Genomic DNA, 13,900 nt, shown 5'->3' on the forward strand with positions numbered 1-13,900 from the left:
GTTGTAAAGGAAGGAGAAATTTCTCTTTACTTTAATTAGATGTGAGTTTTTAATATAAGAGGATATAACTTCCAGCTTCCATCTTCTTGCTTCCTTTCTTTTTTCTTTCTTTAATTCACTTTTCGGGATTCTTTTTTTGATAATTTTTGTTAAACAAACATTTAAATTTTGTTAAAATTAATGAATTGATATTCATTGATTTGTGTTTTATTTGACTGTTAAAATCAAAAAAAAAGCCTTGCTTGGCACGATTTTTACATCCTCTTGTTTAGTAAAATTTAAAAATTAGAGTTATGAAAATGTTTAAACAAGCAATAGTACTGGCTGGTATTTTAACAGCAGGTATCGCAAGCGCCCAAAGTGCTCAAATGAACAATATGATCAAAGTAGGTGCGAATGTTGGTTTAGCAGTTCCCGCAGATAATCTTTCCGCTGCAGTAGGAGTGGATGTATCTTACCAGAACCTGATTACACCAGGATTTGGGTTAGGTATCGCATCAGGATATACTCACTATTTTGGAAAAGACAATAACGGATATAAAAATAATGATGTGGGGGTAGTTCCTGTAGCTGCTCTAATCAGAATTTATCCAAAACAAACCGGTTTCTATTTCGGAACAGACTTAGGATATGGTTTCCTTGTTGGCGATAAAGCCGTAGCATCAAATACCAATGTTGAAAGAGCAGACGGAGGTTTTTACCTTAAACCGGAGATCGGATACCACAACAGAGACTGGAACTTCTTTGTACAATACCAAAAGGTTTTTGTAGGAACTAAAGGAGATTTGCCAGGTCAGGACTATAATGTGGGTAATATCGGAGTAGGATTCGGTTACAATATTCCATTAGGAAAGTAGTTAGATTTAATATATAAACAATTATTAACCAAAACCTTTTCACGAAAGTGGAAAGGTTTTTTTGTTCTGTGCAGGATTTACAAAAACAATTATTATATTTGGTAAAATTTGAGGTTATGATTCTGAATCCAAAATTTCCACTTTATTTACCAGGAGTAGAGAACAGTAATAATGATAATGTTTCTATCATTGGAGCAAGCCTCCGTGAAGATATAACAATCTTAGGCTATTTCGTTTCCGGGAACGGAGGTCTTGAGATAAAATTAGAAAATACATATGCAACCCAGGAATATTCTTCTTTTTCAGATATTCTGAAGAAGTTTATCCAGGATAATCAATTGCAAAATGTAAAACGTCTGGGAATGGCAGTGCCAGGTCCTGTATTGGACGGGAAGAGCAGCCCTGCAAGATTGGGATGGCATTTAGATGTTGCTGAATATGCCCGAGATTTCGGGTTTGAAAAAGTAGACATGCTGAATGACCTTGAAGCATCTGCTTATGGAATGTCTCTGCTGGAAGATAACGATCTTGAAGCCATCTATACCAGCGGACACCTTGAAAAAGGAAATGTAGCCGTTCTTGCTCCCGGAAACGGATTGGGTGAGGCCGGATATTTCTTTGACGGAAAATACCTGAGACCTTTCGCAACAGAAGGCGGACACTCAGAGTTTTCCCCAAGAACCAACGTAGAAGTTGAGTTTTACCAGTTTCTCAATAATATCTATGGTATTGTAAGCTGGGAAAACGTACTTTCAAAATCAGGATTATTCAATATTTACAGATTCTTAAGAGATGTGAAAAGACATCCTGAGCCGGAATGGCTGGGAGAACGCCTTGCACAGGGGAACTTTGTAGAAGAGCTTTATAAAGCAGCTGTGGAAGAAAACGTACTTATCTGTAAAATAGCTTTGGATACTTTCCTTGAATTCCTGGCAAGAGAAGCCAACAACCTTACATTAAAACTGAAAGCTACCGGAGGATTGCTGATTGCCGGTGATATTGCACAGACTGTAAGAGAGTATATAGACAAAGGAAAGTTCTATGAAAAATTCAAGATCAGTGATAAAATGGAAGAAATGCTTAAAAATATTCCTATTTATCTGGTCAAGCAAAATCATACAGCACTAAATGGTATAGCACTTTATACAGCGTACTATCAGGTATAAATAAAGGCTCCGAAGAAATTCGGAGTTTTTTTATGGGATGATATTATTCATGAAAATAATAAAATTTATTGATATACATCAATGAAATCTATTGAAGAAGATACCTACATTTGTATCGTTAAATAAGTAAATAACTCTATTCAATGAAAAAAATATTTTTATTAGCAGTTTTAGCTGGTGGTCTAGCTTTCGGACAGTCAAAAAAAGTAGTAGCGTCTGATGTACACTGGTGGGGATACAAAGTAGCAAAATCTGAAGCAAGCTCTCATGACGGTACTGTAAAAGTAAAGTCCGGAGATATGGTAATGAAAGGAAACCAACTGGTAGGCGGAAGCTTCGTATTGGATATGACTTCTATCAGTTCTACTGACCTTACGGGAGAATATCAGCAAAAATTAAACGGGCACCTTAAGAATGGTGACTTCTTTGAAGTTGAAAAATTCCCTACAGCAACTTTTAAAATTACAGGAGTAAAGAAAAACAATGACAAAATTTACAATTCTCTTGTAACAGGAAACCTTACTGTAAAAGGAAAAACAAACCCTATTTCTTTCCCTGCTAAAATTTCTTACAGCAAAGGGGTAGTAAGTTTGGTATCCAACAAATTCTCTTTCGACAGACAGAAATTTGATGTTGCTTACAAGTCTACAATGCAGGATGTTTTTGTGAAAGATGATATTGATATGGTTGTAAAGGTAACTGCTCAATAAATTAATCAAAAAAAGATTGTTAAAAGTGTAGAAGTTCTACACTTTTTTTTATTTTTGTTGAATTGTAAATAAAAAAGAATGAAAAGATTACTATTGTTTGCTATGGTGTGCGCAAGCATATCATTTGTTTCTGCCCAAAAGAAATTTGATAAGGTTTCAAAAGTGACTTCATCAGAGATCAGATGGTGGGGGTATAAGGTGGTGAAAACCCAGGAAACCTCCCACTCAGGAACAGTAAAGTTAAAAAGCGGAAAATTCAACTTTGACCATACGGTTCTTGTAGACGGAGAATTTATAATAGATATGAGAAGCCTGATGGCGGGAGATGTTTCAGATGAAGACCAGATCAAGCTTACTAATGATCTGAAAAGCTCCAACTTCTTTGAAGTGAAAAAATTCCCTATTGCAAAATTCCATCTGACAAAGATTATTCCTTTAGCAAACAGTGAATACAATTCTACAGTATACGGTGATCTTACCCTTAAAGGAGTGAGAAAAACAATCTCTTTCCCTGCGAATGTGTACGTTACTCAGTTTACCACATCTATTGAATCTGCCAAGTTCTCTCTGAACAGAAGAGACTTTAAAGTATTCTATCAGTCTTCACTGAAAGACTATTTCATCAAGAACGAAATGGATATCCAGTTCAAAGTTTCCACAGAAATGCTGGATAACGAGAACAGAGTTCCAAAAAAGAAAAAGTAAAATATATTTTATTGATACAGAAGAGCAGTTCCCAAGAGCTGCTCTTTTTTAGTGCTGTTAAAGCAAGAGGGCATTTCTTTATTTCTGTAATTTTTATAAATTAGTGGTATGAAAATTTATATCGTAAGCGGTCTGGGAGCAGACTTCAAGGTCCTTGAAAGAATAGAATTTCCCAAACACTGTGAACTGATTTTTATAGACTGGCTCATCCCCGAAAAAAATGAGCCCTTCGATGCTTACGTTAAAAGAATGGCAGAGAAAATAGATGATTCAGAACCATTCTACCTTCTGGGGTATTCTTTTGGAGGAATTATTGTGCAGGAAATTAACAAATTGAAACCTGCGGAGAAGATAGTAATCCTTGGAAGCATTAAATCCGATAAAGAAAAATCCAGATTTATAAAGACGGGAGAGGTTACCAAAATCCCGAGAATATTACCTGTAGGCTTATTCAATGACAGGGCCGCCAATGTATATGCTGTTATCAGAAAGCTTTTTGATCCTAAAAATCCAAGACTTCTGCAATATTTTAAAGTAAGAGATCCTTATTACCTGAAGTGGTCTGTAGAAAAAGTGGCTGAATGGAAGTTTGAAGAAAATCCCAATGTCATTCAGATATTAGGTGATAAAGATATCGTTTTTCCTATCCGTTACTCCAAACCTGATTATGTAGTGAAGGGAGGAACCCATCTTTTCCCTGCTACCAAATCTAAAGAAGTTTCCAAAATATTGAAGGAAGTGTTTTGTGAAAACTAGAATATTATCTAGTAAATAGTATTTTTTTATAGGGGTGTTTGATTAAAAATATCATTTTTATAAAATTTATGTTTAAATTTGATAGGGTTAAATATAAATTTTATGAAAGTAGGATTAAAATGGATTGTTTCATTTTCTATCATCACACTGGTTGCAATCGGAGGCTTATTCTGGAATCCGGTTGCCGATATTCCTCATACAGGAGAATTTTTAAGTGAAGATAAAATTGTAGGAGCGGATGTTGCCTGGATTCTGGCGGCGGCAGGTCTTGTTCTGCTGATGACACCGGGATTGTCCTTCTTTTACGGAGGAATGGTTGGCAGGAAAAACGTGATTTCTACCATGCTGCAGAGCTTTATTGCTCTGGGCGTTATCTCTTTGGTATGGGTAGTCGTAGGCTTTTCCTTATCTTTTGGAAATTCATTGGGGATTACCATTGGCGGAAAGCATTACGGTATTATCGGAAATCCGTTAAGCTATCCTTTTTTCTGTGGAGTAGGTAATCTGCCGCATAAAATAATGGCTCCCACTATTCCTTTTATTCTCTTTGCCCTGTTTCAGATGAAATTTGCAGTCATTACTCCTGCCATCATCACCGGATCTTTTGCAGAGAGGGTTCGTTTTATTTCCTATTTATTATTTATCGTTCTTTTCAGTATTTTCATTTATACACCGCTTTGCCATATGGTATGGCATCCTGATGGTCTTTTAAATAAATATTTCGGGGTGAAAGATTTTGCCGGCGGAACAGTAGTGCATATGAGCGCAGGCTTTGCAGCCCTTGCAGGTGCTATAGTAGTGGGAAACAGAAAAAATCCTCACCATGAGCCTTCCAATATTCCTTATGTACTGCTGGGTACCGGAATGTTATGGTTCGGATGGTTCGGATTTAATGCGGGTTCAGCATTAAGTGCTTCTGCTTCTGCCGCAACAGCTTTTGGTACAACGACTATTGCCTCTGCTTCTGCAATGATGACATGGATTTTTTTCGACAGGATCAATGGAAGAAGTGTTTCTGCTTTGGGAGCCTGTATCGGGGCTGTAGTAGGACTCGTGGCGATTACTCCCGGATGTGGTTTTGTGAGTATTCAGGAAAGTCTTTTTATCGGATTTATCACAGCAATAGTTTCTAATATAATGGTCAACTGGAAGGCTTTAAAGAAAGTAGATGATACGCTGGATGTCTTTGCATGTCATGGGGTAGGAGGTATTATGGGGATGATTCTTACGGCTGTTTTTGCCCATGGTGAAAATGCAAGTCTACTTCATGGCGGAATTGAGGTCTTTCTTCATCATATGGCTGCCCTGGTTCTTGTCTCTGTTTTTACTTTCTTTGGTTCGCTGCTTTTGTATAAAATTACGAACTCTATGATCACTCTAAGGGTTTCCGAAGAGTCTGAAAATAAAGGTCTTGATCTTTCCCAGCATGAGGAATGCCTGCAATAGCTTTTATATTCTGATCATACTTGATTTTCATTAAAGATTTGAAGGTTGATTTTGGGATTTATCATGTATCTTTGTTTTTGAGGAAAATGACGAATCATTTATGGAATCAATATCGGTTTTTGAAATTATTAAAGTAGGAATTGGCCCGTCCAGTTCGCACACAATGGGACCCTGGAATGCCGCTGCTGCATTTATCAGGATTATAAAAAGAGAAAGATCAATCGAAGAAGTAAAAGAGGTTTTTCTTGAATTTTTTGGCTCACTCGCAAAAACGGGAATTGGGCATGGAACTGATATTGCGGGAATGCTTGGCTTAAATGGAGAGGACTTTAAAACAATCAATACTTCAAAAATTGATGAGAAGATAGACTATATTAAAAGCACCCAAACTATTAATCTGGGAGGAGAGAAAGTCATTCCATTTATCTACGGGCACCATTTGGTTTTAAACATGAAAAAAAGCCTTGATTTTCATCCTAACGGAATGATCTTCAGAGCTGTTTTTGAGGATGGAACGGAGCTTGTGCAGGATTTTTATTCTGTAGGAGGCGGTTTCATAGCCAGCCAGGAAAAGAATTCTATTCAAAAGCAGTGTGTACGTACATTATACCCTTGTCATAAAGCTTCTGATATCGCAAAATACTGTGAAAAACTTGGGCTTAATAAAATGTCTGATTTGATTCTGATCAACGAAGAAAGTTGGAGAACACAGGAAGAAACGAGGAAGGAAGCACTTTATATCTGGCAGCAGATTAAAGAATGTATTTATAAAGGGGTGAATAAAGAAGGTGTTCTTCCGGGTGGATTGAATGTTTCCCGAAGAGCTGCAGGAATAAACAGAAAGCTTCTGGGAGATAAAATCTATAAAAATAAAGATGAATGGTTCCAGCAGGTGGTAGATGCTGAAGAGAACTTCACGAATATCAACAAATGGATTGCCTGCTTTGCCCTGGCAGTAAATGAGGAGAATGCAAGTTTCGGAAGAATTATCACAGCACCTACCAATGGCGCAAGTGGAGTTATTCCGGCAGTATTGATGTATGCCCAGGCATTTACTCCGTTTACCTCTGATGACGATATAGTAAGATTTCTGCTTGTGGCTGGAGAAATCGGGACATTATTCAAGAAAAACGCTACTATTTCTGCAGCGATGGGAGGTTGCCAGGCGGAAATCGGGGTTTCCTCTGCAATGGCAGCGGCCGGACTTACAGAGATTCTGGGGGGAAGCGTAGGGCAGGTTTTGATGGCGGCAGAAATTGCGATGGAACATCATCTTGGATTAACCTGCGATCCAATCAAAGGACTGGTGCAGATCCCATGTATTGAAAGAAATACTATGGGCGCTATGAAAGCGATTACCGCAGCTAATATCGCATTGGAAAGTGATCCTACCAAGGCAAAAGTAACATTGGATGAGGTGATTTTGACCATGTGGGAAACCGCTCAGTCTATGAGTGACCGTTTTAAAGAAACTTCGGAAGGCGGACTTGCCATTGCAGTTAACGTTCCGGAGTGTTAATAGAAATATCAGTGTTTTACAATATAAAACCCTTAGGCATTACTGACTAAGGGTTTCTTAATAAAATAAAAGTAAAAGCTGTTGAGGCTTTTAGTATCTTAGATAATAACTATCTTAAAATTCCTCTAATTCTGTTGGCATTGGTGATCAGCTCTTCAAGGTATTCATAGTTTTCTTTTTCAAGGGCAGATTTGAATTTTCTGAGCTGGGAAATATGTTCGTTCAGAACATCCAGTACATTTTCTTTGTTTTGTTTAAAAATAGGAACCCACATTTCCGGATGTGATTTGGCAAGACGTACGGTACTTGAAAAACCGGAGCTGGCAAGCTGGAAAATCGTTTCTTCCTCACGTTCTTTTTCAAGGACGGTATTGGCAAGAGCGTAAGACGTAATGTGAGAGATATGGGAAATATAAGCGGTATGAACATCATGATCTTCTGCATTCATATAAATCATGTGCATATCAAGGGCATTGACTACTTTTTCAACGGTAGCCAAAGCATCTTCTGCAGATTCTTCTTTGTTGCATATTACACCCGCTTTTCCGGAGAAACTTTCTGCAATAGCGGATTTAGGGCCGTTGTTTTCTGTTCCCCACATCGGGTGAAACGCTACAAATCTTGAACGCTTCGGATGGTCTTTTACTGCATGTACAATGCCTGCTTTTGTAGAACCTGCATCCATTACTATTTGATGATCGGAGACTAGATCTAAAATTACTGGCAGTAATTTCCTCGCAGCATCTACAGGAATAGCAAGAATAATCACATCAGAATTTTTAATTCCTTCTTCGAGACCTGCTTCCGCATCAATGATTTTAAGATTTAATGCGTCGCTGATATGCTGTGTATTGTTATCAATTCCGTAGATGAAGCTGGCTATGTTTTTCTCTCTTAATTTTAAAGCCATCGAACCTCCGATTAATCCTACTCCAATAATACTTATTTTCATCTTTTTACATTTTTTAAAATAAAAAAACCTCGTCCCTAGGACGAGGTTTTAAATTATATTCATAAGAATCCCTATCCCAGAGCTGAGGTAAAAATTCTATAATAATATGTTCCGTTGTTAAAAATCATAGAGCAAAGGTATAAATATTTTTTTAATGAAATGAAATTTTTTCGGAAATTGTATATTATGGGATCGATAGATTGTGTTAAGCTCCTTTATATTTTAGCAGGTTTATTTTTGCCAATCAAAGGGTTATTATTCAGATTTTATCCTGCTTTTATGAACATATCCCTTTTTACCTTCTTTGGAAACTACTAACCACCAATCTCCATTCTGGTTTAAAACCTCAATTTGTTCACCTGTGTTTATCTTTTGTAGGATTTGGGAAGAAGAGTTTTTCTCCTTTCTGAGGTTGGTAAAACCATCACTATCCTGAATGATAAAATTGGTATTACTTTCTTTTTGGTAAATATATTTCACATAGTCTTTTAAAGTAGGTAAATCATAAAATTTGTTTTTTTCCAGATTTGATTTAAATGTTGGATTTTTATTTAAATAGCTCTCAATATCACCTTGTATTCCAACTCTTAATTCTCTCTCAAATAAATTAGATATTGTTTTTTCAGGTTCAAAATATTCTTTTGGAGATGATGATATTTTATTTATAATATCACCTATTCTTAAATAACCATTACCTTCTTTAGCATAAGAAAAGTCTTCAACTTTGCCTTTATAAATAATGGTTTCTATATCGTCAAATATTTGTTTTTTCAATTTTTTATACCCGTCAGAATCTATAAAGATTAACTGCTCCATATCGGAAAGACTATTAAAATCGAATTTTTTAAATACTGCTTCTACAAGCTTTTTATCCTTATTGTATCCATAGTAAACAACTAAATCATATAAAAGATTTGAATTGTTTGTTTGCAGCCAAATATAGGATACGGGAGTATTATAAAATACGTAAGAATTAAAATGATACAACAAGTCAGGATTAATAAAATCTGGTTCGTCAGCACCGGCATCCTGAATAAAAATAAATTTATTTTCTTCAATAGCTACCTCTGGAAACATTGCCGGACGTAGCGCAATTATGGAGTTTTTATAATCTTTTAAATTGAAAGAAAATTTATCCAAAATTTTTTGATTAAAGGTATTTTCGTCAGAAAATTGAAATTTTCTTTGCTCTAAAATTTTTTTCGCTTTATTTATAAATTCGGGAGATAGGTCATCATAGTTCGATTTTGTGCCATCTCCTTCATCTGTAATGTTATAAGGTGTGTCTTTTAATGAAATCATATCTTTGATATTACGCAATTGAAGTTTACTTTCTTGTGCAGTGCAGGAAAGTAGAAATGAATACAAAAGAGCTAAAGAAATGTTTTTCATTATTTGTGTTTATTTTATAATTCAACAATAGGACTTTTTTAGTCTTATTAAAATCCCAGAAGTTCTAGATGGCCTATATTGTAATAATTATTTTTTTAAACCATCTTTTTTTGATAGTTAAAAGTATATTTATTGCATCATTATCCACTCACTATTAGTAGATTCGCCTCCAATTCCTTTTATATAAAATTGATTTTTGTCCTGTTTAATTATAAATTTTGGATCAATACTTACACAATTTAGTTGATCACCACTATAATAGATTTCTAATTGATTGTTTTTTTCGATACCTGTATATTTGCCTTCGCACAGGTTGGATTCCTTATATGTATCTAATGTTAAGACTATATTACTTTTTTTAATATCAAATTTGTATGAAATAGAAGCCATCCCAGTTGTTGTAGCTTCTGTTTCTACTGAAGTAGAATGAATACCATCATAAGTTGGTGAATTGTTTTTGAGATTTTTAAAGAGCTCTTTTTGAATAAGACTAGTTTCAAAAGCTAAAATATCTTCTGGAATCTTTGAAGTTTCTATTTCTCCTATTTGTTTCCATTTTCTGTCTTCATATAAGTAGAATGTTGTTTTTGCATTTTGTTTTGGCTCAAATTCTCCATCTTCCCCTCCTGTATAAGTAATGAATTTACCAGGTAAATAAGCGGCAACTATATAGTAATCATTATCTTTAATAAGATTTTTTATTGCTTTTGAATTTTGGGAATCATTTTCAAGGTTCGTGGATTTTGAAAAATAACCTCTTGAATTATTAGGATTCCAAAAATATTGAGCATCATCCTTTTTTCCAACATAGTCTACACTGAAAATACCTATTTTTTTATCTGAATAGGTATATGTTGGATATGGATTGGAGATATCTGGAATGAAAAAACCAGTTGCTTGGTATTTCACATCTAGAAAATTGATAGTGTTGTCATCTTGGACTGTAATTTTAGTCGTTTTAGAATTTTGACTTTTATTTTTTTCTTGTCCATTACAACTTTGTAAAGTGACAATTGCAATGATTATAAAAAATATTTTATTCATGTTTATTATTTAATATGATTTCCTTTTATAGTTTCATCGAATTTTGTTTTCATAAATTGTTCTGGATCGACACGTGTAGTTCCACCATAGAAAACTCCGTCAGTTGATGCTTCAATGTGAACATGATAATACTGAGGCAAAATATCTTTTGCATTACCAGTATTACCCGATTTACCAAAAATTTTTCCATGTTTTATCTTCTGTCCTTTTGATACAGAAAATGAGTTTAAATGGCAGTATCTTATCCAAATAAATTTACCATTTTTATCTTTTGACTTAATAGTAACTATTTTTCCTAAATCACCTTTTGTGTCAAGAGCTTCTACGACTTCTCCACACAGTAGTGATTTTAATTCTTTGTCTAATTGTGCTAAGATGTCCGTACCTGTATGATAGTAGCCTTTTGGATGTTTGTTATTGTACCGAGGGGTTCTGTGGAATCTATTTTTATTTACATTGTTACTTTGATCATTTAATTTAGGATTGTCTATTACGTCAGAATATTCAAAGCATTGTGAACAATCTTCTGGGCATTTTGATGATTCCTTTACATCTGGTGTTTCAGGAGAATTATTACAATTAAATTTTTGTGTTTTATTAGTAATCCCATCGTTATAACTATCATGATATCTTTCTAAAATTTCTGAACGTTGAATCTTACCGTCTCCTTTATTTGCTCCTTTACTTTTTTTATCAACACTTTCATTTTGAGTGTATTCAATAGTCCCTTTCTCATATAAAACGTAATTGTCTGATTGGTTTACACCTTTAGGAGCAAATACATGTAAATAGATGTCTTCCGGGGTTTTAATTTTATTTTTAGAAGGCTCAAAATATTTTTTGACATAGTCAAGCTGTTTAATTTCTCCCATTGTAGCAAAACGTAGTTTTACTTCATGTAATTTATCAAATCCACTACCAGATTTAAATTCTCCAATTGCTTGTAATGCAGATTGAGTAAATTGAATTAACCCTACTGCTCGTGAAGTACGAACTTCTTTCCCTGTTTTTTTATCTTTTTGAACAAGCCAGAAATCATCTTTTGTTATAGCCTTGACATTCTTTAAAGTTTGCCCCATTATTTGGTGTGCTTTAAATGAACTTGCTGTTTCAACATTCATAACAGCCATTAACCCATTGGCCATTTCCATTTTTCTGTTTTCTCCCCATAATTCAGCACATATTTGCACTACTTTCTTTCTAAACTCACAACTTACTTTTCCTCCCCATACTAAATCTTTATACTGTTCCTGACATATACAACTTCCTGGTTGATCTGGTTTTTGTGTATTCTGCACCGCCGCCGCACTCTTCAATTTCTCCACCTGCATCAGGCCTTCCGGATTTACCCCAAATTTCTGAGATTCCGCAGAAAGATCCTTGGAAATAATTTCGATAAAATAGTTTTGTTTATCCGAGTCTGGATCGCCGATAGGGGAGTCTATTCCTTTGTCAAAAATATCTTTTGTAATGACAAACCCTGAAGTGTCGCATACATCGGCAGGAATTTTAATGTTTCCGCTTCTGTAAACTTCATCATTAGACGTAGTATCATATTCCCAAACTACATACTGAATGTGTTTTCCCACCATATTTTTGGAATGAATCCTGACCCTTACTTTATCCCCTACAGCAACTTTGGAAAGTTCATTTCCTTTATCATCAATGAAAACAGCTTCTATAATATTGCCTTTAGGATCAGGCTGTTTGGGAGCTTTTTGTCCTGGTGTGAATTTTGGAGTATGTCCTTGAGGCTGCGGTTTAGGTTGATTTTGAGATTGTCCCTTATAATCCGGATTAGCTACATCTACGTTCACCTGGCTTGCTCCCTGAATTTGACCTGAATAGCTTGCCGTAACATAATATTCATGATTGGCTCCTTCACTTTTGTCACCTTTCATCATAAACTGATTGGCTATCTGGCGAAGGATTTTTTCATCAGACATCAGGGGGATTTGTACTTCTGCAATACCTTTTGCATTCACCAGAGCTTTGTAGCTGCGGGTATGACGGTTGTTTTTATTAATGACAGGATCATGGCCTTTTCCCGGCGCATCATCTTCCCAGAGATGGAATTCAATCTCCTTATTAAACATGCCAATGCAATGAGCCTGCGCAATAAGGGTATCACGATAACTGGCTTTATTGACGTTAGCTGCTCCCCGGTTGAAGAGAACTACTTTATCTATTTTTGACACTTTATTGCTTGTTGGAATCAAGATAAGGGTTCCAGCCAGTTCCTTGCTGGCAGGAAGTCCTGGTAAAATAGCTTTTTTAATCTCGTAGACTTTCATTTGAAACTCTATTCCTAAGGCTATTTCTCCAAATCGGTAAGTTACCTTTTCACCGGTTTTAGGCTTTCCGGTGATGTCTTTCCAGGTTCCGTTTTTCTGTTTCTTGTAAAGATACCATTCATATTCACCTTTCAGTCCGAATGAGAGGAGGGAAGGTTTTACTTCGTAGGAATATGTTGTTCCTGCCAAAGGATTCTGATTTCCGGTAATAGTTCCTGTCATGGCTTAGCTGTAATAAAGTTCGTCTGTTCCTTTTGTATCTTCCTTGAATTCATCAAAATCTACAACGGGATTATAAACCTGCTGTTCCTGCGTATTTGCTTTGGCAACATTGCTTTTGCCTGCTTCACTTTGCTGTCCGTGCTTGAGAATGGTTATTTTCCCTCCCGTGCTGCACATCAGTTCTGAAATTTCCGTAAGACAGCTTTTCCCCATCACTTTTACCTTTTCATAGGTTTTCTGCCATTTTCCGGCAGGAGCGTAAGCGCAGGGAAGATAGCCTCCTGAAGTCGGTTTAAGCTTACATTGCCCGAATGGTTGTGCTGCAGGATCGAGCTGCAAATCATCTTCTGTGACAGCCAGATAATCAGCGTTTCCTTCTTCGTCGTTCCAGTAATGCTTCTGATGGCTTGTTACCTTAAATTTTGGAAATTTGAATCCCTGATCACACTGTACTGTTCCTTTCTGCACAACGAAATATTTTCCTTCATGAGGGGTAGAACTATTGTCTTCACTATTATCTTCCTTTTTTTCTTCTTTATTCGATTGTTCAGCTTTTTCAGATGGTTGTTCTCCTTCTGGATTTTCTTCCCCCGGACTAGTATTTTCTGTATATTCTTCTCCAGAGGATGAAGAGGTATTATGAGGTTCTGTTTCTTCAGCAATAAGTTGAGGATCTTCCGGAATTAAAATCTTTTTTCCGGGAACAGGTTCCTGCATAACATCTTCCGGCGGGCAGTGAAGGTTGTGGTACGTTTTTAAAATTCCTTCATCTTTCACCTTAAACTGCCGGGCGAGCGAACTGAACGTATCGCCTTTTTGTATGACATAATTTTTCAT

Annotated in this window: 12 protein-coding genes; 7 read left to right on the forward strand and 5 right to left on the reverse strand. The window is 35.9% G+C overall.

The genetic code is table 11. From position 1 onward, the window contains the following. The first annotated feature begins 293 nt into the window (after positions 1–293). The 7 genes from EL165_RS24475 (at position 294) to EL165_RS24505 (ending at position 7,159) form a co-directional block, all read left to right on the forward strand. A complete protein-coding gene (locus tag EL165_RS24475; RefSeq protein WP_002980885.1) occupies positions 294–857 on the forward strand; it encodes a hypothetical protein in 564 nt (187 codons plus the stop codon). A 116-nt stretch (positions 858–973) separates the two neighbouring features. After that, positions 974–2,023, forward strand: a complete 1,050-nt coding sequence (locus EL165_RS24480; protein ID WP_041461533.1) for a glucokinase — start codon at positions 974–976, stop codon at positions 2,021–2,023. A 143-nt stretch (positions 2,024–2,166) separates the two neighbouring features. After that, a complete protein-coding gene (locus tag EL165_RS24485) occupies positions 2,167–2,733 on the forward strand; it encodes a YceI family protein (protein ID WP_002980883.1) in 567 nt (188 codons plus the stop codon). A gap of 78 nt (positions 2,734–2,811) precedes the next feature. After that, positions 2,812–3,438 carry a YceI family protein gene (locus EL165_RS24490; protein ID WP_002980882.1) on the forward strand — a complete coding sequence of 209 codons (627 nt, stop codon included), beginning with the start codon at positions 2,812–2,814 and terminating at the stop codon, positions 3,436–3,438. A gap of 108 nt (positions 3,439–3,546) precedes the next feature. Next, on the forward strand, positions 3,547–4,194 hold the full coding sequence (locus EL165_RS24495; protein WP_002980881.1) for an alpha/beta hydrolase: 648 nt from the start codon (positions 3,547–3,549) through the stop codon (positions 4,192–4,194). A 102-nt stretch (positions 4,195–4,296) separates the two neighbouring features. After that, entirely contained in the window at positions 4,297–5,640 is a 1,344-nt protein-coding gene (locus EL165_RS24500) for an ammonium transporter (protein WP_002980880.1), read from the forward strand. Positions 5,641–5,740: 100 nt separating this feature from the next. After that, a complete protein-coding gene (locus tag EL165_RS24505; protein WP_002980879.1) occupies positions 5,741–7,159 on the forward strand; it encodes an L-serine ammonia-lyase in 1,419 nt (472 codons plus the stop codon). Between the two features lie 109 nt (positions 7,160–7,268). Here EL165_RS24505 and EL165_RS24510 read toward each other — a convergent pair whose 3' ends face one another. From EL165_RS24510 to EL165_RS24530, 5 genes are all read right to left on the reverse strand, one after another. Beyond that, positions 7,269–8,111, reverse strand: a complete 843-nt coding sequence (locus EL165_RS24510) for a prephenate dehydrogenase (protein ID WP_002980878.1) — start codon at positions 8,109–8,111, stop codon at positions 7,269–7,271. 255 nt (positions 8,112–8,366) lie between these two features. Further along, a complete protein-coding gene (locus tag EL165_RS24515; RefSeq protein WP_002980877.1) occupies positions 8,367–9,503 on the reverse strand; it encodes an SH3 domain-containing protein in 1,137 nt (378 codons plus the stop codon). 129 nt (positions 9,504–9,632) lie between these two features. Further along, entirely contained in the window at positions 9,633–10,547 is a 915-nt protein-coding gene (locus tag EL165_RS24520) for a hypothetical protein (protein WP_002980876.1), read from the reverse strand. A gap of 5 nt (positions 10,548–10,552) precedes the next feature. Next, on the reverse strand, positions 10,553–13,030 hold the full coding sequence (locus EL165_RS24525) for a M23 family metallopeptidase (RefSeq protein WP_126358710.1): 2,478 nt from the start codon (positions 13,028–13,030) through the stop codon (positions 10,553–10,555). A 36-nt stretch (positions 13,031–13,066) separates the two neighbouring features. Then, positions 13,067–13,900, reverse strand: coding sequence for a DUF4280 and LysM peptidoglycan-binding domain-containing protein (locus EL165_RS24530; protein ID WP_002980874.1), 834 nt, complete (start codon positions 13,898–13,900; stop codon positions 13,067–13,069).

The organism is Chryseobacterium gleum (assembly GCF_900636535.1).
In the GTDB taxonomy this organism is placed as follows: Bacteria; Bacteroidota; Bacteroidia; order Flavobacteriales; family Weeksellaceae; genus Chryseobacterium; species Chryseobacterium gleum.